Raw genomic sequence first — 23,004 nt, 5'->3', positions numbered from 1 at the left:
GAATCTCACAGCATGTGGTAACGCGCTCACGGACCCAGGTGGGTAATGGCCGTCAGGCGTAGCCGGCGCGGCCCGCCGCGACCAGCCGCGACACGAGCCCGGCCCCGGTCTCCTCGCGCGTGACGGCGAAGCAGTAGTGGTCCCGCCAGGCGCCCGCGACGTCGAGGTAGCGCTCGAACAGGCCCTCCTGCCGGTAGCCCGCCTTGGTGAGAACCCGCAGGCTGGCGGCGTTTTCCGGGCGCACGGTGGCCTCCAGCCGGTGCAGCCCGGCCACGCCGAAGGCATGGTCGGTGACCAGCGCGACGGCGGCCGTCGCGACCCCGCCGCGGACCACGTCGGACGACACCCAGTAGCCGATCCAGGCGGACCGCAGCGACGCCCGGATGACGTTACCCACAGTGATCTGGCCCGCGAGCCGACCGTCCACCGTGATGGTGAACGGCAGGCACTGACCGCGCCGCGCGAGCGACCGCAACGCCGCCCACTGCGACGGCCATGACCAGAAGGCGTTGCGTTCCGGCCACGGGCCGATGCCGGTCGGCTCCCACATCTCGAGGTGGGCCCGGTCCCGGAGCCGGATCCGGCTCCACTCGCCGGCGTCGCGCAGCCGCACCGGCCGGATCACGACCTCGCCGGCGGGCACCCGCAGCGGGCCGAGCCGGGCCGGCCAGCCCGGGTGCCGGCTTTCGACCGGGTAGGACAGCCCCGACACGTGGTTCATCAGGCGCGTTGCGCGAGGAAGGTGACCTGCACCTGCTCCCCGGCGGGGACGTCGGTCAGCTCCTCCGGCACGTTGATCAGGCAGTTCGCCTCGGCCAGCGACGCGAGCAGGTGCGCCCCCGACTGGCCGAGCGGCTGGACGAGGTACTCGCCGTTGGACTCGTCACGCAGGAGCTGGCCGCGGAGGTAGCCGCGCCGGCCCTCGGTCGACGTGATCGGCGAGAGCAGCCGGGCCCCGACGATCCGCCGGTGCGGGTTGCGCGTCCCGCGGGCCGCCCGGATCAGCGGCCGGACCAGCACCTCGAACACGACCAGCGCGCTCATCGGGTTGCCGGGGATGAGGAACGTCGGCACCGAGTCGGGGCCGAGCCTGCCGAACCCCTGCACCGAACCCGGGTGCATCGCGATCCGCGTCATGTCGATCCGGCCCAGGTCGGACAGCGCCGCGTGGACCTCTTCGCCGGTGGCGCCCCCGGCGCCGCCCGCGACCACGACGATCTCCGACATCAGCAGCCGGCCCTCGACGATCTCCCGCAGCCGCTTCGGCTCGCTCGGCACGATGCCGACCCGGCTGACCTCGGCGCCCGCGTCGCGAGCGGCCGCGGCGAGCGCGTAGGAGTTGACGTCGTAGACCTGCCCGACCGACGGCGTCCGGTCGATGTCGACCAGCTCGTCGCCGACCGACACGATCGACACGCGCGGCCGGGGGTAGACCAGCACCTTGGCCCGGCCGACGGCGGCGAGCAGGCCGACCTGCGCCGACCCGATCGTGTCGCCGCGGCGCACCGCGACGTCGCCGATCTGGACGTCCTCGCCGGCGCGGCGCACGTAACCGGCCGACGGCACCGAGCGGTGCACGGTGACCCGGGCCTGGTGCCCGTCGGTGTAGGCGAGCGGCACGACCGCGTCGGCCAGCGTCGGCAGCGGCGCGCCGGTGTCGACGCGCACGGCCTGGCCGGGTTGCAGGCGCCGCGGCTGGCGTGAGCCCGCCGCGATCTCCCCGACGACCGGCAGCTGCACCGGCTCCTGCCCGGCGGTGCGCACGTCGACGCTGCGCACGGCGTAACCGTCGATCGCGGCCTGGTCGAAGCCGGGCAGCGCGTGCTCGGCGACGACCTCCTCGGCGCAGAGCAGCCCCTGGGCCTCGGAAATCGCCACGCGCACCGGCTGGGGCCGGACGGCGGCGTCCAAGGTCATCGAGATCTGCGCGTCGACCGAGCGCAGCTCGGTCTCGTCCCCGGCCACTTCGGGCGGTGCCGCGTCGAGGGATTCCGTCATGGGCGTTCTGTCCCGATCCGTTCCGTCAGCCACGCCCGTAAAGATGGACCGTACTCGGGCGTTTCAAGCGCGAAATCGACCGCGGCGCGCAGGAAACCACCCGGATTCCCCAGGTCGTGGCGTCCGCCGCGGTGCACGACGACGTGCACCGGGTGTCCTTCGGAGATCAGCAGGGCGACCGCGTCGGTCAGCTGCAGCTCCCCGCCGCTACCCGGCGTGATCCGCTTCAGCGCGTCGAAGATCGCCCGATCGAGCAGGTAGCGCCCCGCCGCGGCGTACGTCGACGGCGCGTCCTCCGGCTTCGGCTTCTCGACCATCCCGTGCACGCGCTTGACGTCTTCGTCGTCGGTGTCGGTGACGTCGAAGACGCCGTACGGCGAGATCTCGGCCTTCGGGATGTCGAACGCGCAGAGCACGCTGCCGCCGTACTGCGCCCGCACCGCGCTCATCCGCCCGAGCACGCCGGTCGGGAGCACGAGGTCGTCCGGCAGGAGCACGGCGACGGCCTCGTCGTCCGGGTTCAGGTTCGGCTCGGCCTGCGCGACGGCGTGGCCGAGACCGAGCGCCTGCTCCTGGATGGCGGTCTCGACGGCGAGCAGGCTGGATCCGCGGCGCACCTTCTCGAGCAGCTCGGTCTTGCCCTTGGCCTCGAGGTTCTTCTCGAGCTCGGGCTGCTCTTCGAAGTAGCGGACGACGGCGTCCTTGCCCGGTGAAGTCACGATGATCAGGCGCTCGGCGCCCGCCGCGGCGGCTTCGGCCGCGACCAGCTCGATCCCCGGCGTGTCCACGACCGGCAGCAGTTCCTTGGGCACGGCTTTCGTCGCCGGCAGGAAGCGCGTTCCGAGGCCGGCGGCCGGCACGATGGCGGTTCTGAACGTCTGGGTGGTTGCGGCGCCCGTCATGGGCGCAGAGCCTAACGTGAGGTCATGCACGCGCTGGGCAATGAGCACCTGAGCAAGGCGGAGTGGCGTGACCGGCTGGCGCGTGCCCGGGCGGACCAGACCCCGGAATCGCACGCCCGGGAAGCGTCCGCACTGGTCAGCGCAGTGTCGAAGGTCACATCCGGAACGGTGTGCGCGTACCTGCCCTTCGGCACCGAACCGGGCACGACGGCGCTCGTCGACGCGCTCGCGGCCGGCGGCGCGCGGGTGTTGCTCCCGGTCATCCGGCCGGAGCCGGGCCCGCTCGACTGGGCCGAGTACACCGGCGAGGCCGATCTCGTGGCGAGCCGGTTCCGCGGGATCCGCGAACCCGGGGGAAAACGCCTGGGTACCGAGGCCGTGGGGGCGGCCGAGCTGGTCCTGGTGCCCGCGCTGGCCGTCGACCACCGGGGCGTCCGGCTCGGGCGGGGCGCCGGCCACTACGATCGCTCGCTGGTGTTCGCCGCGGCCGGCGTGCCCCTGCTGGCCGTCGTCCGGGACGAAGAGCTGGTCGAACGGCTGCCCGGGGAACCCCACGACGTGCGCATGAGCGGGGCCCTGACCCCTGCTCGCGGCGTGCTCGACCTGCCGCTGTGAGCAAGCAGGAATTGCTTTCGGGGAATGTCTTCAAGCACAATTGAGTTGGCACTCTGGTCGGATGAGTGCCAGCAAAGGAGCCCTCAGTGCCTACGTACCAGTACGCCTGCAAAGAATGCGACCACCGGTTCGAAGCCGTGCAGTCGTTCTCGGACCCCAGCCTGACCGTGTGCCCGCAGTGCTCCGGCACGTTGCGCAAGGTGTTCAGCTCGGTCGGCGTGGTCTTCAAGGGCAGCGGGTTCTACCGCACCGACTCGCGCGATTCGGCCAAGTCGAGCACCACCGCGACCCCGGCGAAGACCGAGACCAAGACGGAGTCGAAGTCCGAGTCCAAGTCCGAGACGAGCTCGGCATCCTCCTCCTCGGGTACGACGAAAACCACCGCTGCGGCTTCCTGACCGCGGAGTTGTCCACAACACCCCGGTTGTCCACAGATGCCGGACGCGGCCCTTCCGGCGGCCCGTCCGGCTTCCCTAACGTCGATCAGGTGCGGCACGCCGTCGCACCCGATCCGACGAGGGGGCACCGTGGACGTGCTGGCGAGGTTTCGCACTCCTGATCTGACCCGGCTGCAGGGCCGCCGAGCGCGGCTCATCCGCCGCTGGCTCGCCGCCGGCCTGCTGCTGGCCGGGGCGCTGCTGTTCGCACACCCCGGTTCCGCGCGGGGCGCACCGACGACTCCGACCGTCGTCGCGGCACACGACCTCCCCTCCGGCGCGGCTCTGCGCGCTCTCGACGTCCGGCTGGCCGACCTCCCCGATTCCGCACGTCCGGCGGGCGCGTTGAGCACGCTGGACGGCATCGACGGCCGCCTGCTGGCGGGCGCTGTCCACGCCGGCGAACCCCTGACCGACGTCCGGCTGGCGACGACCCTCCCCGGCTCGGGTGATCCCGCGGCGGCGACGGTGCCGGTGCGCCTGGCCGACGCCGGCGTCGCCGAGTTGCTGGAGCCGGGCCGGCGCGTCGACGTCGTCGCGGCGCCGGAGCCGGGCGTGCCCGCGTCCGTCCTGGCCGGTGGCGCGACGGTGGTGGCGGTGGGACAGCGGGAGGCGTCCGCGGCGAAGGGTCCGCTCGTGCTGCTCCGGCTCCCGGAGGCGATCGCGACGAGGGTGGCGGCGATTTCACTGGAGCGTCCGGTAACGGTTACTCTCCGCTAGCCCATCCCCCCGTCCCTGTTCGTGAGGAGAGCAAGTTGTTCAAGGGTTTCAAGGACTTCCTGATGCGCGGCAACGTCGTCGACCTCGCCGTCGCGGTGGTCATCGGCTCGGCGTTCACGGCGATCGTCACGGCGTTCACCAACGGCCTCATCAAGCCGCTGATCAGCACGATCGGCGGCACGGACGCCGCGCAGGGTCTCGGCTACCAGATCTTCGAGAACAACAAGGCCACGTTCCTGGACTTCGGCGGCGTCATCAACGCGGCGATCAACTTCGTGCTGGTCGCGGCGGTGATCTACTTCGTGATCGTGCTGCCGGTGAAGAAGATCCAGGAGCGGCGCAAGCGCGGGCAGGAGCCGGGCCCGTCGGAGCCGACCGACGTCGAGCTGCTCATCGAGATCCGCGACCTGCTGCGCGCCCAGTCCCAGCGCGACAACGGCCGCGACTGAGCAGGTCAGCGATCGTGGTGCGGTGGCCGGTTCTCCCGGTACCAGTCGTCCGGGAGCCCGGTGCGCCGATCGGGATCGCGCTCGTCGGAGGTCGTCTCGGGCAGGACGTCCCCGAAGATCTCATCGACCCGGCGGCGTTGCTCGCTGGTGGTCTTGGGGTCGCGATTCTGGCCGGACATGCCCCCAGTCTCCCACGACGCGGTGATTGACAACTCCAGAGCGAACCTCAACGACGGCGGCGCGCCCGCACCTCGTCCCGCCCGCTGCGGATCTGCACGTCGTCGTGCAGGAACGCGGTGCCCGGCCCGCTGGTGAGGTCGATGTCCGCGAGCAGCCTGAGCGCCCACAGCTGGTCTTCGTCGAGTTCGACCCGGCCCTCGAAGTCTTCGCGGCGCCACCGCATGGCCCAGCGATCGGCCGCGTCGCGGCTGATCCGTCCGGCGGAGAACACCGTCGAACCAGGCCTCGATCTCGCCGAGGCCCGGCCCGTTCACGACGGTCCGCAGTCGACGAGGGCATCGAGCAGCTCCTGCTGCTCCCTGCTCAGCTGAATCCCGGCCGCGGCGACGTTCTCCTCCGGGTGCGCCCGGAATCGGCAGGATCACCGGCGAGCGCACCAGCAGCCAGGCGAGCGCCACCTGAGCGGCGGTGGGCACCCAGCTCGGCGCCGGATCCGGTGCGCGCGACCCCCACCTTCGTGGTGATCACCAGCTCGTCCGGGTAGGGGTACAACGCCGACGCGAGCAGTTCCTCGTTGGCCCCGCCGCCGTAGAGGTGAGCGGTGTCGATCAGCGTGCCCCCCCAGCTCGACGGCCCGCCGCGCGACCGCGATCGCCTGATCACGCGCGGAGTCCACCGGCAGGTGCATCGCCCCGAAGCCGAGGCGGTGCACCTCCAGGTCTCCGCCGATGCGGAAGTGCGAAGGGATCAGACCTCTTCGAGGCCCGAGAGCTCGTCGATCACGTGCGGCACGAGCGAGGTCAGCGTCGCCATCCCGTCGCGCACCGCGGACCGCGACCCGGCGAGGTTGACCACGAGCGTGCTGCCCGACACCCCGGCGAGCCCACGCGAAATGCCCGCGTCCACGGCTCCGGCGGCGAGCCCGGACGCCCGGATGGCCTCGCTGATGCCCGGGATCGGCCGGTCGAGCACGCCGGCGGTGGCGTCCGGCGTGCGGTCACGCGGCAGCACACCGGTGCCGCCGACCGTGATCACCAGGTCGGCGCCGCCGATCACGGCGGTGTTGAGCGCGTTGCGGATACCCGCGGTCTCGGCCTCGACGACCACGACACCGTCGACGATGAAACCCGCTTCTTCGAGCAGTTCCGTGACCAGCGGGCCAGTGGTGTCCTCGTGCTCGCCGTGCGCCACGCGATCGTCCACGATGACCACGAGGGCCCGGCCCAGCCGTTGTGCACTCCGTTCCATGGCGCCCACCGTAGTCGGTTTCGCCCTTGCGGCGCCGGGAGGTGCCGGGTGAGTTCTGACGATTCCGTGACGTGCCCGCGCGCGGGCGGGCACGCCGGTCCACGGCCCCCTAGCGTGGCCGTGTGCGCGTACTGGTCACCGGCGGAGCCGGGTTCATCGGGTCCCACATCGCCGATCTGCTGGCGGACGGCGGTGACGAGGTCGTCGTGCTCGACAACCTCCTCCCGACGGCCCACGGCTCCCGAACCCCGCCCGCGTACACCGGCAGGCACCGGTTCTTGCGCGGCGACGTAACCGACACCGAGATCGTCGCCGAGCTGCTGGACGGCGTCGACGCGGTCTGCCACCAGGCGGCGGTGGTCGGACACGGCGTGGACCCGTCGGACGCGCCGTCGTACGCCCTGCACAACGACTACGGCACGGCGGTCCTGCTGGCCGGGATGCACGCGGCCGGCGTGCGGAAGCTGGTGCTGGCGTCGTCGATGGTCGTCTACGGCGAAGGCCGATACGAGTGCCCGGACGACGGCGTCGTCCCGCCGTCGCCGCGCCGCGCGTCCGATGTGGACGCCGGCCGGTTCGAGCCGCGGTGCCCGGCCTGCGACGCCGAACTCGGCTGGCGGCTGGTGCCCGAGGACGCGCCGCTGAACCCTCGCAGCACGTATGCGGCGACGAAGCTCGCGCAGGAACACCTGGCCGGCGCGTGGGCGCGGCAGACGGGCGGCAGCGTGTGGGCGATGCGCTACCACAACGTCTACGGCCCGCGAATGCCGCAGAACACCCCGTACGCGGGGGTGGCATCACTGTTCCGCTCGGCCCTGGAGCGCGGCGAAGCGCCACTCGTGCTGGAGGACGGCCGCCAGCGACGCGACTTCGTGCACGTCCACGACGTCGCCAGGGCAAACGTCCTGGCTCTCCGGACAGCCGGCCCGGCCGGCGACATCACACCGGTCAACGTCTGCTCCGGCACCCCGCACACGGTCGGCGAACTGGCCGAGGAACTGGCGCGCGCCTGCGCCGGCCCAACCCCGAAGGTGGCCGGCGGCGCCCGCGCGGCAGACGTCCGCCACGTCGTCGCCGACCCGGCCCGCGCCCGCGAACTGCTGGGCTTCACCGCGGAAATCGGCTTCACCGAGGGAATCGCCGACTTCGCGACGGCGGAACTGCGCGACCCGGTCACCTCCGATGCGGCCCGGTGAGGTGGCACCCCTCGTCAGTCATGGTACAGATCACCTTGCCACCCCCTCCCCTTCGACGTACAGTAATCTGTACGTCGAAGGGAGGAGTGTCTGTGAAGACCATGAGCTACTCCGAGTCTCGTGCGAAGTACGCCGAGACGCTCGACTCTGTGGTCAACGACCGCGAAGAGGTCGTGATCACTCGCGCTGGGCACGAGCCGGTCGTGATCGTTTCCCTTGACGACTACCAGTCGCTCAAGGAAACCGCCTACCTGCTTCGCAGCCCGGAGAACGCGCGACGCCTGATCACGGCGATCGAGCGATTGGAGTCCGGCGGCGGGACACAGCACGAACTCGTCGAATGAAGCTGGTCTGGGACGAGCACGCTTGGGCTGACTACCTCTGGTGGCAGACCGAAGATCGAAAGATCCTCAAGCGCATCAACGAACTGCTCAAGGACGTCCGCCGAAACGGCAATGAAGGTCTGGGCAAGCCGGAACCCTTGAAGCACGGCTTCCAGGGTTACTGGTCACGCCGGATCACCGATGAGCACCGGCTGGTCTACAAGATCGCCGAGGACGAGATCCGGATCGCGGCCTGTCGCTACCACTACGGGAAATAGCTCAGGACATCGCCAGCGGTAACCGCACCTCGAAGCGGCACCCCGGACCGTGGTTGTGGACGCCGATCTTCCCGCGGTGGGCCTCGACGAGCCCCTTGGTGATCGCCAGGCCGAGCCCGCCGCCGCTGGTCGTCCCGCCGCGCTCGGGCGTGCGGGCCTGGGTGCCGCGGAAGGCGACGTCGAAGACCCGGCTGATCTCGTCGTCGGGAATGCCGCCGCAGGAGTCGTCGACGGCCAGGAGGGCCTCGTCGCCGTCGACGCCGATCTGCACCGCCACCGTCCCGTCGGGCGGGGTGTGCCGGATCGCGTTGGACACCAGGTTCCGCACGATCCGGGCCAGTTCCGGGTCGCTGCCGGTCACGACCGGCCAGGTCGACGCGTTGGCGAGCACCCGCACGCGTTTCCGCTCGGCGACCGGCGACTGGGCGGCGACGGCGTCGCTGACGACGTCCCGCAGCGGCACCGCGGACATCGTGAGCTCGAGGGCGCCGGCAGTGATGCGCGACAGCTCGAACAGGTCGCCGACCATCGCGGACAGCCGTCTGGTCTCGCCGCTGATCCGCTGGGCGTAGTCGGCGACCTCGTGCCGCTGGGACACCACGCCGTCGGCCAGTGCCTCGGCCATCGCCTGGATACCGGCCAGGGGACTGCGGAGGTCGTGGCTGATCCACGCGACGAGCTCGCGCCGTGACGCCTCGGCCGCGCGTTCGCGGTCGCGTGCCTCCCGCTCCCACACACTGCGGCGCGCGATCGCCCGGCCGAGGATGATCGCCGCCGGCACGGTGACCACGGCGACGAGCAGGCAGACCAGCAGCATCGTCGTCAGCGCCGGGGTGAACATGAACCCGCTGACACCCAGCACGCCGACCAGGGTCGAGAGCACCGGGATCAGCACCAGCACCGTGAGCGTGGTGGCCAGCGAGCCGCGGCGCAGGACGTAGAGCACCACGCCGCCGAGCGCCGCGACCGGCAGCGAGAACAGCAGCGCGAACGGCAGGATGTGCCAGAGATGCGTCATCATCTCCGCGGGGGACTCACCGGGTTCGATCACGGCTGCTCCCGGTCGTAGCGGTAGCCGACACCCCACACCGTCGCCACCCGGGCCGGCTTGGCCGGGTCGCGCTCGATCTTCTCGCGCAACCGTCGCACGTGGACGGTCACCGTGGACTGGTCGCCGAAGTCCCAGCCCCACACCTTCTCGAGCAGGTCCGAGCGAGAGTAGGCGACGCCGGAGTGGGCGAGGAAGAACGCGAGCAGATCGAACTCCCGCGAGGTCAGCGGCAGTTCCCGGCCGACGAGCGTCGCGGTGCGCGCGGTCATCTGCAGACGCAAGTCGCCGTCCGCCAGCTCGGCGGCGACCGGTGCCGGGCGCGGCATCCGCGCGCGGCGCAGCACCGAGGCGACGCGCAGGGCGAGTTCCTTGGGGCTGAAGGGTTTCGTGACGTAGTCGTCGGCGCCGAGCTGGAGCCCGGCGATCCGGTTCTCCTCCTCGCCGAGGGCGGTGAGCATGACGATCGGCACCTGGCTGACCTGCCGCAGCCGCTTGCACACTTCGAGGCCGTTGATCCCCGGCATCATGACGTCGAGGACGACGAGGTCCGGCTCGTGGGCGGCGAACCGGGCCAGCCCCTGGGCGCCGTCGCCGGCCTGGTCGACGGTGAACCCGGCCACCTCGAGGTAGCGGCGCACGACGTCACGGACCGTCTCGTCGTCGTCGACCACGAGCACGCGTCCGGCCTGATCGTTCATCACGTCTCCCTCACCAGCCGGTCAGCAGCAGGTGGTTGACCGCCAGCGCCGTCGCCGCCTGGGCGGCGAGCCACCACCGGCGTCCGGGCCGCGGCAGCAAAGCCGTCATCGGCAGCAACCACACCCCGAACGGTAGCCAGATTCGTTCGGTCTCGGCTTTCGACAGGCCCGAGACGTCGGCGAACACGATGGTGAGCAGGGCGGCGACGCCGAGGAGCAGCACCGGATCGGTGACCAAGCCACGACCCGGGCGGGGCAGGAAGGCGTCGGCGAGACCCCGGCGGAGGGCGGCCACCCCCGCGGGGCCGAGTGCGACGACCACCGCCGCGAGATCCGCCCAGACCCAGTACGAGTAGGGCCGGACGAGCGCCACGCCCTGGTAGTAGCGCTCGACGACGAGGTGGTAGCCGTCGAGCCACCAGAAGCCCGCCCACGCGAAGACGCCCACGACGGCCAGGGCCGCCGCGACGGCGAGGGCGGCGGCCCGCCACTGCCGGCCGAGGACGGCGACGGCCAGCGCGAGCAAGCCGAGCAGCACCAGGCCGTACGAAAGGAAGATCCCGAAGCCGAGCAGCACGCCGGCCGCCAGCCCGGCCGGCACGGCGTACCGGCGGCCGTGGCCGAAACCCTTGGCGGACAAGGCGAGCAGCGCCAGCCCGGTGGCGGTCGCCCCGGCGAACAGGCCGTCCGCCGACACGCCGATCCACACCGCGCCGGGGGTCAGGACGGCGAAGGGCAGCACCGCGCGGGCCGCGTCGGGCCGGCCGAGCAGGGCGACCGTCGCGGGCACGGCCACCGCGACCAGGCTGCCGACGAGCACGACGGCCGTCGCGGCCCACGCGCCGCCGTGCAGGCCGAGCCGGTCCAGCCAGACGAAGACGAGCGTCGCGCCCGGCGGGTGCCCGGACACGTGCGTCGTCCACGAGTCCGGCTGGAAGTCGAGGATGCGGGAGGAGAACTCGCGCAGCATCCGCGGGATGTCGGTGATGCCGGGCACCTCGTGGAGGTACTCCTGCGGAATGGTGAGGTGCCCGGCGAAGCCGCGCGACCAGCCGTCGACCATGGCCAGCGAGAAGATCCAGGCGAGGCAGGCCAGATAGCCGGCCGCGAGCGCCCGGCGCCACGGCAGGCGGGCGGCCAGCGCCGGGCCGTGGAGCACCACGGCGACAGCGATGAGCACGGCGAAGACCGAACCGGGGCCGACATGCGGCAGCCAGTCGGCGAACAGCGGCGGCGACGAAACGAAGATGACGACACCGGAATGCGGCCGGTTGTAGTAGATACCGACCGCGGTGGCCGCGGCCACGAGCACCGCGGCGGCCGCGACGGCGAGGAGATCGGCCCGGCGAGCGCGACGTCCGGGTCGATCGGGTGCCGGGAGTTCGGGTTCGCGGGCAGGCGGCTCGGCGAGCCGGGCTGCCGGGTTCGGCTCGCTCATCGCTGTCCACCCTAGGTCCACGGCGGTGGTTCCGCGGGCCGGCGAAGGCAGCCGTAACGACCCGGTAAGAACTCCTCACTCGTCATGATTCAGTAAGGAGCGCAAGGGTTTTCCCCGGTCCACCCCGGACTTACGGTCGGCGCGTGACTGATACGGAAGTCGACGTCGTCCTCCCTTGCCTCGATGAAGCGGGCGCCCTGCCCGGAGTGCTGGCCGGGCTGCCCCCGGGCTACCGCGCGATCGTGGTCGACAACGGTTCGGCCGACGGCTCGCCCGAAGTGGCGGCCTCGCTCGGCGCGAAGGTCGTCCACGAGCCGCGCCGCGGCTACGGCGCCGCCGTGCACACCGGCCTGGAGGCCGCCACCGCGGACATCGTGTGCTTCGCCGACGCCGACGGGTCCCTGGACCTCGGCGACCTGCCGCGGCTGGTGACCGCGGTCGAGGACGGCGCCGACCTGGCCGTCGGACGGCGGGTGCCGACCGGGCCCGGGGTGTGGCCGTGGCACGCGCGGGCCGGCAACGTCGTGCTGGCGCAGCTGCTGCGGGGCCGTGGGCTGCCGGTGCGGGACATCGCGCCGCTGCGCGCCGCGGACCGGCGGGCGCTGCTCGGTCTCGGCGTCACGGACCGCGCCTTCGGCTATCCGCTCGAGCTGCTGATCAAGGCCCAGCGGGCCGGGTGGCGGGTGCGGGAGTTCGACGTCCGCTACGGCGCGCGCGCCAAGGGGACGAAGTCGAAGGTGTCCGGCTCGGTGCGGGGCACGCTGCGGGCGGTCCGCGACTTCGGGCGGGTGCTGGCGCGATGACGGCACGTTTCGTACTGCTGGTCGTGGCCAAGGCGCCGGTGCCGGGGCTCGCCAAGACCCGGCTCTGCCCGCCGGCGACACCGGCCCAGGCCGCGCGGATCGCCGCCGCCGCGCTACTCGACACGCTCGACGCCGTGTGTGCCGTCCCCGGCGCCGCGCCCGTCGTCGCGATGACGGGCGACCTCGGCGCCGCCGCTCTGGCCACCGAAATCGGCCTGGCGCTGCGTCGCGTCACCATGATCCCGCAGCGGGGCTGGGACTTCGGCGCGCGGCTGGCGAACGCCCACGCGGACGCCGCCGCGGTGCACGCGGGCCTCCCGATCTTGCAGATCGGCATGGACACCCCGCAGGTCACGCCGGAGTCGCTCGCCGCGGCGGCCGCGCCGGTGGTGCACGGCGGGCACGACTCGGTGCTCGGCCCGGCCGAGGACGGCGGCTGGTGGGCGCTGGGGCTCGCCGACCCCCGGCACGCGCAGGTCCTCGCGGGCGTCCCGATGTCGCAGGACGACACCGGTGAACGCACTCTGGGCGCCCTCACCGCGTGCGGGCTGCGACCGCGGCAGGCCGCCCGACTGTCCGATGTGGACACCATGGTGGACGCCCGTGCGGTGGCGGCGGCGTACCCGGACGGCCGGTTCGCCCGCGCCGTCGCCGCGGTGGCAGGGCGGGCGGTCGCATGAAGACGGCACTCATCGGCAACGAGTTCGACCGGGGCCTGCTGGGCCAGCGGTGCTGGCTCGAACTGGCCACCGGCGAGCGGGTCGACCTGCCGGTCGAGCGGTGGACCGCGCCGTCCGAAGGCGACGAGGTCCTGCTCGACTCCTGCGCCGGGCCGACCCTCGACATCGGCTGCGGCCCGGGACGGCTCACCGCGGCCCTGGCCGCGCGCGGGGTCGTCGCACTCGGCGTCGACAGCTCCCGCACGGCCGTCCGGCTGACGCGCCGTCGCGGCGGGAGTGCGTTGCACCGCAACGTCTTCGACCACGTGCCCGGCGAAGGGCGGTGGCGGCACGCCCTGCTCGCCGACGGCAACATCGGCATCGGCGGTGACCCGGTGGTCCTGCTGCGGCGCGCGGCGCAGCTGATCGCCGGCGACGGTGACGTCCTCGTGGAACTGGAACCGCCCGGGCGCGGGCTGCGGCACGAACGCGTCCGGCTGCGGCCCGGGCACACCGACAGCGCCTGGTTCACCTGGGCGTGGGTCGGGGTGGACGCGATCGCCGAAGTGGCCATGCGCGCGGGGCTGCGCGTCGGCTGGACCACCCGGCACGGCCACCGCTGGTTCGCGCGGTTGGAGCGGTCGTGAAGCTGCCGATCCCGAAGGAAGAACAGTTCACGGCGCCGGCGCACCACGAGCGCGTGACGTCGAAGATCGGCCTGGCGCTGGCGGTCACGTTCACGACGTGCTTCGTGACCGGCCTGATCAGCCACCTGATCCAGCACCCGCCGGAGTGGTTCTTCTGGCCCAGCCGCCCGGTCGGGCTGTACCGCGTCACGCAGGGGCTGCACGTGATCTCCGGCGTGGCGTCGATCCCGCTGCTGCTGGCGAAGCTGTGGAGCGTCTACCCGAAGCTGTTCGGCCGGCCGCTCGTCCGCTCGCTGCCCCACGCCCTGGAGCGCCTCTCGATCCTGGTGCTCTCGGGGGCAGCGTTCTTCGAGCTGACGACCGGGCTGCTGAACGTCGCGCAGAACTACCCGTGGGGCTTCTACTTCCCGCAGGTGCACTACGCGGTCGCGTGGCTGGCGATCGGGTCGATCCTGGTGCACGTCGCGGTGAAGCTGCCGGTCATCCGGCGGGCGCTGAGCCGGGCAACACCCGAGGAGGAGCCGCCGACCGCCGGGCTGTCCCGGCGCGGGTTCCTGCGGACCACTGGGCTCGCGACGGGTGTCGCCGTCGTCGCCACCGCGGGTGCGACGGTTCCCTTCCTGCGCGGCGTTTCCGGCCTCGCGTGGAAGACCGGCAAGGGAACGCAGAACCTCCCGGTGAACCGGACGGCGGCGGCCGCGGGCGTCACGCGGACGGCGGACTGGCGGCTCTCGGTGGTGACCCCGCGCGGCACGACGAAGTTCTCGCTCGACGAGCTGCGCGCGCTGCCGCAGACGACCGCGGAGCTGCCGATCGCGTGCGTCGAAGGCTGGAGCCAGTCGGCGACCTGGCGCGGGATTTCCCTGCCCACGCTGCTGAAAGCCGTCGGCGCGGCACCGGGCACGGCCGTGCGAGTGTCCTCTTCGGAGCGTTCCGGCCTCTACGGCGTCAGCGTCCTGCCCGGCGAGCACACGGCCGACGAGCTGACGCTGCTCGCGCTGGAGCTGAACGGTGAGGTGCTCGACCTCGACCACGGCTTCCCATGCCGGATCATCGCCCCGAACCGGCCCGGGGTGCTGCAGACGAAGTGGGTCACGAAGCTGGAGGCGCTGTGAAGACCGCTCGCGCTCTGCTCGCCTTGCCGGGCCTCGCGGCACTGGCCTGGGGTGTGGTGCTGTTCGCCGAGTACGCGTTCCCGTTGCGCCCGGACGTGTTCGGCACGGTCGGCTGGATCATCGGCGGCCCGCTGCTCAACGACGGCGTCGTCGCCCCGCTGACGGCGGTGCTCGGCGTCGTCCTGGCCCGCGTCCTTCCGCGTCCGTGGAAGGTCCCGGTGGTCACGGGCACGGTGCTCACCGGAGTCCTGCTGATCCTGGCGTTCCCGCTCCTCTGGCGCCCGTACGGCACCCCGCCGATGCCCGGCCTCCACGACGGCAACCCGGCCCTGGGCCTGGCCCTCACCTTGGCCGCGGTCTGGCTGGCCGTCCTCCTGACTCCCCTCGCCCGCCGTGTCGTCGACCCAAGCACGCGTGTCGTCCCTCCAAACACACGTGATGCCTCTCCAGTCACGCGAGATGCCCCCTCGACCACGCGAGATGCCCCTCCAGACACGCGAACCGACTCCCCAGGTACGCGAACCGACCCTCCAGGTACGCCGGCCGACCCTCCAGGTACGCGAACCGACCCCCCGAGCACCTGAACCCGGCCACGAAAACGGCCACGCGCGACCGGCATGGAGTGCCCGGTCGCGCGTGGCCTTGTGGGTCCGGCCCCGAGATGCGGGGGTCGAGCCAGTGCTGGTCTCGGCCGCACCAGGGCGGCCGAGCGACGGGAAGGGATCAGTTGGCCGGGACGGGCTGTCCGCCGAGCGTCACCTCGACCGTGCGGCCGTCGGAGAGGGTGAACGTCGCCTTCTCGTCCGGGGCGCGGGTGCGGATCGCGGCGACCAGCGTGTCGGACGTGTCGATGTTCCGGTCGTCGATCTTCGTCACGATGTCGCCGGACTTGAGGCCGGCCTTCTCCGCCGGGCTGCCCGCGGTGATGGCACCGAGCTTCGCGCCGCCCTGCGGGGCGTCCGTGACCTGCGCGCCGATGTAGGTCTGCACCGCCTGGCCGGTCTTGATGATCGTGTCCGCGGTGCGGCGGGCCTGGTCGATCGGAATGGCGAACCCGATGCCGACGTTGCCGCTCTCGGACCCGCCCTGGCCCTGGCCGCCGGACGCCGACTGCGGGCTGTAGATCGCCGAGTTGATGCCGATGACCTGGCCGGACATGTTGGCGAGCGGACCGCCCGAGTTGCCCGGGTTGATCGCCGCGTCGGTCTGGACGGCGTCCATCACCGTCTCCTGCCCGCCCTGGCCGCCGCCCGCCCGCACCGGCCGGTGCAGCGAGCTGACGATGCCCGAGGTGACCGTGCCGGCCAGCTCGAACGGCGAGCCGATGGCGACCACCGACTGGCCGACCCGCAGGTCGTCGGACCGGCCGATCTCCACGGGGGTCAGGTTGGCGACGCCGTCGACCTTGACGACCGCGATGTCGGTCGTCGGGTCGCGGCCGACGACCTTGGCGGCGGCCTTCTTGCCGTCCTGGAACACGGCCTGGATCTGCCCGCCGTTCGCGGCGACCTCGACGACGTGGTTGTTGGTCAGGATGTAGCCGTCGGTGCTGATGACGAACCCGGAGCCCTCGCCGGCCCCCTGCTGGCCGCTGACCTGCAGCTCGACGACGCTCGGCGACAGCTTCTGCGCGACCGCCTCGACCGAGCCGGCGGGCGCGTTGCCGGTCTGCTGGGCCGGCTTCGGCGCGTCGAGCGCGTTGCTCGCCGGACCGTTGGCCGCGCCGCCGGTGAGGTACCCGACCGCCCCGCCCGCGATGCCGCCGACGAGCAGCGCCACCAGCGCGACGCCGGCGAGCAGCTTCCCGCCGGACCGCTTCGGCTGGGCGGGCGGCGCGGGGGGCACGCCGTAGACGGACGTACCGGACTGCGCGTACGGGTTCGGGTTCGGCGGCGGGTAGACGCTCTGCTGGGTCTGGCCCGACGGCGTCCCCTGCGCGGACCAGGGGTTCGCCGCCCCGTAGGACGGATCGGCCCCGGTCACCGCGTGGTAGGACGGCTCCGGCGCCGAGTACTGCGGCGTGCCGCCGGACTCGGGCGTGGCGGCCTGGTCACCGTACGGGCTCCCCGCCCAACCGCCCTGAGCGGCCTGCTGGCCGGTCTCGGGGTGCCGCGGCGCCGCGGGGTCGTGCGCGCTGGGGTCGTTCTCGGTCATGTCCTCACCTTGCGCGATGGTCCTGAGAAGTTCCTGAGCCGAACCTGTGCATCGGAGATGAGTATGGCCGGATCAGCCCGCCGCGCGGAGCTTTTCCGCGATCTGCTCCGGCGTCGCGTCGTTGATCCACACCGCCATGCCCGATTCGGACCCCGCCAGGTACTTCAGCTTGTCCTTGGCGCGCAGCACGGAGAACAGTTCCAGGTGGAGCCAGCCGAGCTCGCGGTCGCGGCGCACGGGCGCCTGGTGCCACGCGGCGATGTACGGCAGCGGCCGGTCGTACAGCGCGTCACACCGGCGCAGGACGTCCAGGTAGACGTCGGCGAAGTCGTCACGCTCGGCGTCGGTCAGGGCCGGGATGTCCGGCACCTGCCGGTGCGGCACCACGTGCACCTCGATCGGCCAGCGTGCCGCCGGCGGCACGTACGCCGTCCAGTGCTCGCCGGACGCCACCACGCGCGCACCGGACTCGATTTCCGCGGCCAGCACGTCGCCGAGCACCGGGCGGCCGTGCTCGGCCTGGTAGGCGCGGGCGACGTCGAGCATCCGCTCGGTCTTCGGCGTGACGAACGGGTAGCCGTAGATCTGCCCGTGCGGGTGCGACAGCGTGACGCCGATTTCCTCACCGCGGTTCTCGAACGGGAAGACCTGTTCCACACCGGGCACTTCGGACAGCGCGGCGGTGCGGTCCGACCAGGCGTCGACGACGGCGCGCACCTGCTTCGCGCTCAGCCGCGAGAAAGCGCCGTCGTGATCACTGGTGAAGCAGACGACCTCGCAGCGTCCGCGGCCGGGCCGCACCGGCACCAGCCCGAGACCATCCACAGTGGACGGCTCGCCGATGACATCCTCCGCGAAGGAGGGAAAGCGGTTCTCGAAGACGACGACGTCGTAGTCGCTTTCGGGGATCTCGCTCGGTTTGCCGGGCTTGCTGGGGCACAGCGGGCACAGGTCGGCCGGCGGCTTGTAGGTCCGCGTCTGCCGGTGGGCGGCCATCGCGACCCACTCGTTGGTCAGCGGGTCCAGCCGGATCTCCGACGCGGCCGAGACCGGCGGCAGGTCGCGGGTGTCCTCGGCGACGCGGTCGGGCGCGCCGGGCTGGTCGAAGTAGATGATCTCCCGGCCGTCGGCCAGGTGTCGTACGGTGCGCTTCACGCTTCTTCGGCCTCGACTGTCTCCGCCGTTTCGGCGATCATGAGTTCCGTTGCCCTTTCGGCGAGTATTTCCTTGGCCTCGTCGGGAATCCCGTCATCGGTGACGACGACGTCGGCCTCGTCCAGGTCGGCGATCGTGGAGATCCCGACGGTGCCCCACTTGGTGTGGTCGGCGAGCACGACGAGCTTGCGCCCGGCTTCGACCAGCGCGCGGTCGGTCTCGCTCTCGGTGAGGTTCGGCGTCGTGAAGCCCGGCCCGTCGGCCATCCCGTGCACGCCGAGGAAGACGACGTCGAGGTGCAGCGACCGCAGGCTGTGCACGGCGACCGGCCCGACCAGCGCGTCCGACGGCGTGCGCACCCCGCCGGTGAGCACGACGGTGCGCTCCGGCTGCGTCGACGCGCGGAGCACGTCGGCGACCTGGATCGAGTTGGTCACGATGGTGAGCCCCGGGATGGCGTCGAGCGCGCGGGCGAGCGTCCACGTGGTGGTGCCGGCGGAGATGCCGATCGCGGTGCCGGGCCGGACGAGTGTCGCGGCGAGCTCGGCGATGGCCTCCTTCTGCGCGCGCTGGCGCACGGACTTCGCCTCGAAGCCGGGTTCGTCGGTGCTCTTGCCGACGATCGAGGTGGCGCCGCCGTAGACCTTCTCGACGAGCCCGCGCCCGGCGAGGACGTCGAGATCGCGCCGCACCGTCATGTCGGAGACGCCCAGCCTGGTCACGAGGTCACTGACCCGGACCGCTCCGGTCCGGCGTGCCTCTTCCAGGATCACCGCCTGTCGCTGACGCGCCAGCACCGCTCAACTCCGTCCCCGTCACACCTCAACCACACAAAATCCTACACGATTCAACACGGTATCCGCAGAGCCGACGTGGGTGAACTTTGGAAAGCACAGGTCACAGCACAATCGGGCGCACCACGCCCCAAGCGAACAACACCACCACGGGCGCGCCGAGCGCAACCCGCCACGCAACCGGCAGCCCGTCCGCGGTGACGAGCGCCGCGAACGCGTAACAAGCGGCGGCCACGGCGGCGAACACCGGGAACGACCCGACGTCGACCACCGTGGTGAGCACCGCCGGGAGCGTGGCGAGCCCGGCCAGGGCGACGGGCCAGGCCGGGCGGAGGCGGGCCAGCGCCATGAGCACCCACGCCAGCGAGGCCGCACCGAACACCAGGAGCGGGCCGACCACCAAGCCGATCAAGAGGCACTCCGGGCCGGTACACAGGTCCGACACCGGCGCTGCCTTCAGAGCGAGGGCGGCGATCAGGGCGCTGACCGCCGCGATCAGGCACCGGCGGACCAGCTCGCGAGGGGACACCCGCCCGATCCTGGCCGGTTCCGCCGCCCGCGTCTCGCGAACGCCCGGATCAGCCGGGTGCCCCCGGCAGCCGGATCGTCATCAGCGCACCGCCCTCGGGCGCCCGCGCCGCGTACACCGCGCCGCCGTGACGCTCGGCCGCGTGCTTCACGATCGCCAGGCCGAGGCCCGAACCGGGCAGCGTCCGCGCCTCCGACGAGCGGTAGAAGCGGTCGAACACCTTGGGCAGGTCCTCCTCGGCGATGCCCGGGCCGGCGTCGGCGACCTCGACCACGGCGGTGCCGTCGCCGAGCGGGTACAGCCGCACCCAGACCGTCGCGTCCGGCGGCGAGAACTTCACCGCGTTGTCCAGCAGGTTCAGCACGGCCCGCTCGATCGAACTGTTGTCGCCGGTGAGCACCCACGGCTGCAGCGAGACGTCGAAGTTGATCTCGCCCGCCCGCCGCCGCGCCCGGTCGAGCGCCCGCTCGACGACGTCCAGCAGCTCGACGCGCTCGAAGCGTTCGCGCGGCTCGTCCTGGCGCGCGAGCTCGACGAGGTCGCCGATGAGCTGCGTCAGCTCGTCGAGCTGGCCACTGATGTCCGCGACGATGTCGACGCGGTCGGCGTCCGGCAGCGGCGGCGCCCCCGGCTTGCTCGCGGCGAGCAGCAGTTCGAGGTTGGTTCTCAGCGACGTCAACGGCGTCCGCAGCTCGTGTCCCGCGTCCGCGACCAGCTGGCGTTGGCGTTCCTGCGAGTCCGCGACCGTGCCGAGCATGGTGTTGAAGGTCGTGGTGAGGCGCGCCAGCTCGTCGTCGCCGCTGACCGGGATCGGCCGCAGGTCGCCGGTCCTGGCGACGCGCTCGGCGGCCGACGTCAGCCGGTCGACCGGGCGCAGGCCGGTCCGCGCGACCGCCGTCCCCGCCGCGGCGGCGACCAGGATGCCGGCGCCGCCGATCAGGAACAGCACCAGCGCGAGCTCGTTCAGCGTGCGCTTCGTCGGGCCCATCGACTGCGCGAGCACGATGGCCTCGCCGTGCCCGGTCGGCAGCGCGACGACCCGGCTGTCGGTGCGGAAGTCCGTCCGCATCGACTCCGCCGAGTCCCCGTTCGCGACGTTCAGCTCGTCCTGGCCGAACGGCGGCGCCGAGCTCGAAAGCGGGTAGGTCATCACGGCGTGCTGGACGTCGGGCGCGGCGGTGAGCTGCCCGATCTGCAGGTCGGCGCTGGCCAGGAAGGCGCCGGGCACCTGCCGCAGCTCGGTCTGCACCTGGGGCGACGCGACGGCCGCCTGGGCGCGCGCCATCAGGCCGTCGTCCAGCTGCTGGTAGAGGTTGCTGCGCACGACCATGTACGCCCCGAGCGACACCAGCGCGACGGCGCCGGCGACACAGGCGGCGGCGAGCAGCGTCACCCGGCCGCGCAGCGAGAACCGGCGCGTCCCCCAGCGCGTGCCACGGGGATCGCCGGGTTCGGTCACGGCGGGGTTTCCCTCAGGACGTAGCCCACTCCCCGCACCGTGTGGATCAGCCTCGGCTCCCCCTCGGCCTCCGTCTTGCGGCGCAAGTAGCCGACGTAGACCTCCAGCGCGTTGCCCGACGTCGGGAAGTCGTAACCCCATACTTCCTCCAGTATCCGGCCCCGCGTGAGGACGTGCTTCGGGTAGGAAAGGAACAGTTCCAGCAGCGCGAACTCGGTCCGGGTCAGGCTGATCTCGCGGCCGTCACGGCGGACTTCGCGCGTGCCCGGGTCGAGCGTCAGGTCCGCGAAGGACAGCATCTCCGAGGCCTGGCCGTTCTGGGCCTCGGGGCTGGCGCGGCGCAGCAGCGCCCGCAGCCGGGCGAGCAGCTCCTCCAGCGCGAACGGCTTCGGCAGGTAGTCGTCGGCGCCGGCGTCCAGCCCGGACACCCGGTCGGAGACGGTGTCGCGCGCGGTGAGCACGAGGATCGGCAGGTCGTCGCCGGTGCTGCGCAGACGACGGGCCACCTCGAGGCCGTCGAGCCGGGGCATCATGACGTCGAGGACCATGGCGTCCGGCCGGTCGGCGATGATCGCTTCCAGCGCCTGCGCACCGTCGCTGGCCAGCTGGACCTGGTAACCGTTGAACTCCAGGGACCGCCGGAGCGACTCACGGACGGCGCGGTCGTCGTCCACCACAAGGATGCGCATGGCGACAGTTTTACTCAGCGTGCTGAGACTCGCCTAAGAACACACACAGAACTAACAAAGAGAATCCCTCACTCCGGCGCTCGCGCGACCGGCGCGTTCCAGTGCCGCCAGAGCGCGATCATCCGGATCGCGACCACGCCGGCGGCCGCGATCACGGTGACCGGCCCTTCCGGCAGTCGCACAGCGTGACCGACGACGACGAGCACCGCACCGGTCAGCGCGGCCACGGCGTAGATCTCTTTCCGCAGGACGAGGGGGATTTCCCGGAGCAGGAGATCCCGGACCGCGCCACCGCCGATGCCGGTCGTCATGCCGATCAGGCACGCGGCGTAGACGGTCGCGCCGGCGTTCAGCGCGATGGTCGTCCCGGAGGTGGCGAAGACGCCGAGCCCGAGCGCGTCGGCGAGCAGCACGCCCCGCCGCAGCCGCGCGACCTGCGGGTGGAAGGCGAAGACGACCAGGGCGGTGACGGCGCAGACGGCGAGGTAGGGCCAGTTCCGCAGCGTCGTGGGCGGGTGGATGCCGAGCAGGACGTCCCGGATGACGCCGCCCCCGAGCGCGGTGGTGAGCCCGACGACGACCACACCGAAGACGTCGAGCCGCGCCCGCACGGCGGCGAGCGCCCCGGACGCCGCGAAGGCGACGAGCCCGAGGAACTCCAGCGCCGTGAGCAGCATCTACTGGTCGAGAAGCCCGCCGCGGTAGGCCAGCAGCGCGGCCTGCACCCGGTTGGCCGCCCCGATCTTGGAGAGCACCGCGGAGACGTATCCCTTGACGGTGGCTTCGGAGAGGTGCAGGCGCCCGCCGATTTCGGCGTTGCTCAGTCCCTGGCCGATGAGCGCGACGACCTCGCGTTCGCGTTCGGACAGTGAGGCGAGCAGCTTCCGGGCAGGCTGGGCCGCGCGCTGTTCGTCCCGGTGGGACTGGACCATCCGCGCGGCGACACCCGGGTCGAGGACGGCACCCCCGCGCGCGAGGTCCCGGACTGCTCGCAGGAGGGCCGCCGGATCGATGTCCTTGAGGAGGAAGCCGTTGGCGCCGAGCCGGAGGGCGAGGCTGACGTACTCGTCGATGTCGAAGGTGGTCAGCATGGCCACGGTGGGTGGATCGGGCAGGGCGAGGATGGCCCGGAGTGCGCGAATGCCGTCGTCGGGGGCCCGCATCTTGATGTCGAGCAGGGCGACGTCGGGGTGGTACCGCCGGGCGACCTCCACTGCGGATCTGCCATCGGAGGCCTCGCCCACGATCTCGATGTCCTGAGCCCCGGACATCATCGCGCGCAACCCCGAGCGCACCAGTTCCTCGTCGTCGGCGAACATGAGCTTGATCAACGAAGCCCTCCGCAACAGCCAGTAGGAGGCGGCTCCCCGCGTCCCGTTAACGAAGGTTACCTACTGTTGTTCAGCAGTTCGAAACCAGACACGACCAGGTGAGGCGCTGGTCCGTCCAGGTCAGGTGCGGTGGACG

At 72.1% G+C, this 23,004-nt stretch carries 30 protein-coding genes; 12 read left to right on the top strand and 18 right to left on the bottom strand.

Going from position 1 to position 23,004, the window contains the following annotated elements:
- Positions 1–52: 52 nt before the first annotated feature.
- From AB0M83_RS19085 to AB0M83_RS19075, 3 genes are read right to left on the bottom strand one after another with little or no spacing between them, the layout of a single operon-like run.
- Positions 53–721, bottom strand: a complete 669-nt coding sequence (locus AB0M83_RS19085) for a GNAT family protein (protein WP_364518693.1) — start codon at positions 719–721, stop codon at positions 53–55.
- The gene (gene glp, locus AB0M83_RS19080; protein ID WP_364518691.1) at positions 721–1,998 is read right to left on the bottom strand and encodes a gephyrin-like molybdotransferase Glp; all 1,278 of its coding nucleotides are present in this window, start codon (positions 1,996–1,998) and stop codon (positions 721–723) included. Before glp ends, AB0M83_RS19085 begins: the two co-directional genes overlap by 1 nt.
- A complete protein-coding gene (locus AB0M83_RS19075; RefSeq protein WP_364518689.1) occupies positions 1,995–2,900 on the bottom strand; it encodes a UTP--glucose-1-phosphate uridylyltransferase in 906 nt (301 codons plus the stop codon). Before AB0M83_RS19075 ends, glp begins: the two co-directional genes overlap by 4 nt.
- 24 nt (positions 2,901–2,924) lie before the next feature.
- Here AB0M83_RS19075 and AB0M83_RS19070 point away from each other — a divergent pair, with 24 nt between their 5' ends.
- The 4 genes from AB0M83_RS19070 (at position 2,925) to mscL (ending at position 5,121) form a co-directional block, all read left to right on the top strand.
- Complete coding sequence (locus AB0M83_RS19070; protein WP_364518687.1) at positions 2,925–3,515, top strand: 5-formyltetrahydrofolate cyclo-ligase; 591 nt, start codon at positions 2,925–2,927, stop codon at positions 3,513–3,515.
- Positions 3,516–3,601: 86 nt separating this feature from the next.
- Positions 3,602–3,913, top strand: a complete 312-nt coding sequence (locus AB0M83_RS19065; RefSeq protein ID WP_364518685.1) for an FmdB family zinc ribbon protein — start codon at positions 3,602–3,604, stop codon at positions 3,911–3,913.
- Between the two features lie 129 nt (positions 3,914–4,042).
- Positions 4,043–4,672 (top strand): SAF domain-containing protein, encoded by a 630-nt coding sequence (locus AB0M83_RS19060; RefSeq protein ID WP_364518683.1) that lies wholly within the window; start codon positions 4,043–4,045, stop codon positions 4,670–4,672.
- Positions 4,673–4,707: 35 nt separating this feature from the next.
- Positions 4,708–5,121, top strand: a complete 414-nt coding sequence (gene mscL, locus AB0M83_RS19055) for a large-conductance mechanosensitive channel protein MscL (protein ID WP_364518681.1) — start codon at positions 4,708–4,710, stop codon at positions 5,119–5,121.
- A gap of 5 nt (positions 5,122–5,126) precedes the next feature.
- Here the strand turns inward: mscL and AB0M83_RS19050 are convergent, their stop codons facing one another.
- The 4 genes from AB0M83_RS19050 to AB0M83_RS19035 all read right to left on the bottom strand — a co-directional run bounded on the left by AB0M83_RS19050 (position 5,127) and on the right by AB0M83_RS19035 (position 6,549).
- Entirely contained in the window at positions 5,127–5,300 is a 174-nt protein-coding gene (locus AB0M83_RS19050) for a hypothetical protein (RefSeq protein ID WP_364518680.1), read from the bottom strand.
- A 47-nt stretch (positions 5,301–5,347) separates the two neighbouring features.
- A complete protein-coding gene (locus AB0M83_RS19045) occupies positions 5,348–5,572 on the bottom strand; it encodes a hypothetical protein (RefSeq protein WP_364518678.1) in 225 nt (74 codons plus the stop codon).
- 92 nt (positions 5,573–5,664) lie between these two features.
- The gene (locus tag AB0M83_RS19040) at positions 5,665–5,964 is read right to left on the bottom strand and encodes an aldo/keto reductase (RefSeq protein WP_364518676.1); all 300 of its coding nucleotides are present in this window, start codon (positions 5,962–5,964) and stop codon (positions 5,665–5,667) included.
- An 84-nt stretch (positions 5,965–6,048) separates the two neighbouring features.
- Positions 6,049–6,549, bottom strand: a complete 501-nt coding sequence (locus AB0M83_RS19035; RefSeq protein ID WP_013230045.1) for a molybdenum cofactor biosynthesis protein B — start codon at positions 6,547–6,549, stop codon at positions 6,049–6,051.
- Positions 6,550–6,671: 122 nt separating this feature from the next.
- Between AB0M83_RS19035 and AB0M83_RS19030 the strand changes: the two genes are divergently transcribed.
- The 3 genes from AB0M83_RS19030 (at position 6,672) to AB0M83_RS19020 (ending at position 8,346) form a co-directional block, all read left to right on the top strand.
- The gene (locus AB0M83_RS19030; protein ID WP_364518674.1) at positions 6,672–7,745 is read left to right on the top strand and encodes an NAD-dependent epimerase/dehydratase family protein; all 1,074 of its coding nucleotides are present in this window, start codon (positions 6,672–6,674) and stop codon (positions 7,743–7,745) included.
- Positions 7,746–7,846: 101 nt separating this feature from the next.
- Entirely contained in the window at positions 7,847–8,089 is a 243-nt protein-coding gene (locus tag AB0M83_RS19025; protein WP_229907886.1) for a type II toxin-antitoxin system prevent-host-death family antitoxin, read from the top strand.
- Positions 8,086–8,346: a Txe/YoeB family addiction module toxin gene (locus AB0M83_RS19020; RefSeq protein WP_364518672.1), complete on the top strand. Its 261-nt coding sequence runs from the start codon at positions 8,086–8,088 to the stop codon at positions 8,344–8,346. Before AB0M83_RS19025 ends, AB0M83_RS19020 begins: the two co-directional genes overlap by 4 nt.
- A gap of 1 nt (position 8,347) precedes the next feature.
- Here AB0M83_RS19020 and AB0M83_RS19015 read toward each other — a convergent pair whose 3' ends face one another.
- The 3 genes from AB0M83_RS19015 to AB0M83_RS19005 are packed head-to-tail and all read right to left on the bottom strand — an operon-like array spanning position 8,348 to position 11,533.
- The gene (locus AB0M83_RS19015; RefSeq protein ID WP_364518670.1) at positions 8,348–9,397 is read right to left on the bottom strand and encodes a HAMP domain-containing sensor histidine kinase; all 1,050 of its coding nucleotides are present in this window, start codon (positions 9,395–9,397) and stop codon (positions 8,348–8,350) included.
- Positions 9,394–10,095: a response regulator transcription factor gene (locus AB0M83_RS19010; protein WP_364518668.1), complete on the bottom strand. Its 702-nt coding sequence runs from the start codon at positions 10,093–10,095 to the stop codon at positions 9,394–9,396. Before AB0M83_RS19010 ends, AB0M83_RS19015 begins: the two co-directional genes overlap by 4 nt.
- Positions 10,096–10,105: 10 nt before the next feature.
- Positions 10,106–11,533 carry a hypothetical protein gene (locus AB0M83_RS19005; protein WP_364518666.1) on the bottom strand — a complete coding sequence of 476 codons (1,428 nt, stop codon included), beginning with the start codon at positions 11,531–11,533 and terminating at the stop codon, positions 10,106–10,108.
- A gap of 143 nt (positions 11,534–11,676) precedes the next feature.
- Here AB0M83_RS19005 and AB0M83_RS19000 point away from each other — a divergent pair, with 143 nt between their 5' ends.
- Genes AB0M83_RS19000 through AB0M83_RS18980 form a run of 5 tightly spaced genes read left to right on the top strand, consistent with a single transcriptional unit; the run spans position 11,677 to position 15,341 of the window.
- Positions 11,677–12,336 carry a glycosyltransferase family 2 protein gene (locus tag AB0M83_RS19000; protein WP_364518664.1) on the top strand — a complete coding sequence of 220 codons (660 nt, stop codon included), beginning with the start codon at positions 11,677–11,679 and terminating at the stop codon, positions 12,334–12,336.
- Positions 12,333–13,016: a DUF2064 domain-containing protein gene (locus AB0M83_RS18995; RefSeq protein WP_364518662.1), complete on the top strand. Its 684-nt coding sequence runs from the start codon at positions 12,333–12,335 to the stop codon at positions 13,014–13,016. Before AB0M83_RS19000 ends, AB0M83_RS18995 begins: the two co-directional genes overlap by 4 nt.
- Positions 13,013–13,642, top strand: coding sequence for a class I SAM-dependent methyltransferase (locus AB0M83_RS18990; protein WP_364518660.1), 630 nt, complete (start codon positions 13,013–13,015; stop codon positions 13,640–13,642). Before AB0M83_RS18995 ends, AB0M83_RS18990 begins: the two co-directional genes overlap by 4 nt.
- Complete coding sequence (locus tag AB0M83_RS18985) at positions 13,639–14,757, top strand: molybdopterin-dependent oxidoreductase (protein WP_364518658.1); 1,119 nt, start codon at positions 13,639–13,641, stop codon at positions 14,755–14,757. Before AB0M83_RS18990 ends, AB0M83_RS18985 begins: the two co-directional genes overlap by 4 nt.
- Positions 14,754–15,341, top strand: coding sequence for a hypothetical protein (locus AB0M83_RS18980; protein WP_364518656.1), 588 nt, complete (start codon positions 14,754–14,756; stop codon positions 15,339–15,341). The genes AB0M83_RS18985 and AB0M83_RS18980 overlap by 4 nt, the downstream gene beginning before the upstream one ends.
- Before the next feature lie 139 nt (positions 15,342–15,480).
- On the opposite strand, the gene AB0M83_RS18975 is transcribed toward AB0M83_RS18980, so the two are convergent.
- The 8 genes from AB0M83_RS18975 to AB0M83_RS18940 all read right to left on the bottom strand — a co-directional run bounded on the left by AB0M83_RS18975 (position 15,481) and on the right by AB0M83_RS18940 (position 22,868).
- Positions 15,481–16,911 (bottom strand): trypsin-like peptidase domain-containing protein, encoded by a 1,431-nt coding sequence (locus tag AB0M83_RS18975; RefSeq protein WP_364518654.1) that lies wholly within the window; start codon positions 16,909–16,911, stop codon positions 15,481–15,483.
- Positions 16,912–16,983: 72 nt separating this feature from the next.
- Positions 16,984–18,066, bottom strand: a complete 1,083-nt coding sequence (galT, locus tag AB0M83_RS18970) for a galactose-1-phosphate uridylyltransferase (RefSeq protein ID WP_364518652.1) — start codon at positions 18,064–18,066, stop codon at positions 16,984–16,986.
- Positions 18,063–18,863, bottom strand: a complete 801-nt coding sequence (locus tag AB0M83_RS18965) for a DeoR/GlpR family DNA-binding transcription regulator (protein ID WP_364518650.1) — start codon at positions 18,861–18,863, stop codon at positions 18,063–18,065. The genes galT and AB0M83_RS18965 overlap by 4 nt, the downstream gene beginning before the upstream one ends.
- A gap of 100 nt (positions 18,864–18,963) precedes the next feature.
- On the bottom strand, positions 18,964–19,389 hold the full coding sequence (locus AB0M83_RS18960) for a hypothetical protein (protein ID WP_364518648.1): 426 nt from the start codon (positions 19,387–19,389) through the stop codon (positions 18,964–18,966).
- Positions 19,390–19,438: 49 nt separating this feature from the next.
- A complete protein-coding gene (locus AB0M83_RS18955) occupies positions 19,439–20,848 on the bottom strand; it encodes a HAMP domain-containing sensor histidine kinase (protein ID WP_364518646.1) in 1,410 nt (469 codons plus the stop codon).
- Positions 20,845–21,537: a response regulator transcription factor gene (locus tag AB0M83_RS18950; RefSeq protein ID WP_284742850.1), complete on the bottom strand. Its 693-nt coding sequence runs from the start codon at positions 21,535–21,537 to the stop codon at positions 20,845–20,847. The genes AB0M83_RS18955 and AB0M83_RS18950 overlap by 4 nt, the downstream gene beginning before the upstream one ends.
- 68 nt (positions 21,538–21,605) lie before the next feature.
- Positions 21,606–22,214: a TRIC cation channel family protein gene (locus AB0M83_RS18945; RefSeq protein ID WP_364518644.1), complete on the bottom strand. Its 609-nt coding sequence runs from the start codon at positions 22,212–22,214 to the stop codon at positions 21,606–21,608.
- Positions 22,215–22,868 (bottom strand): response regulator transcription factor, encoded by a 654-nt coding sequence (locus AB0M83_RS18940; RefSeq protein ID WP_003087851.1) that lies wholly within the window; start codon positions 22,866–22,868, stop codon positions 22,215–22,217.
- Positions 22,869–23,004 lie beyond the last annotated feature (136 nt).

The sequence above is a fragment of the Amycolatopsis sp. NPDC051106 genome (assembly GCF_040682775.1).
Taxonomy (GTDB): domain Bacteria; phylum Actinomycetota; class Actinomycetes; order Mycobacteriales; family Pseudonocardiaceae; genus Amycolatopsis.
The sequence above is the reverse complement of the archived record's forward strand: the minus strand, read 5'-3'. Positions and strand labels throughout refer to the sequence as shown.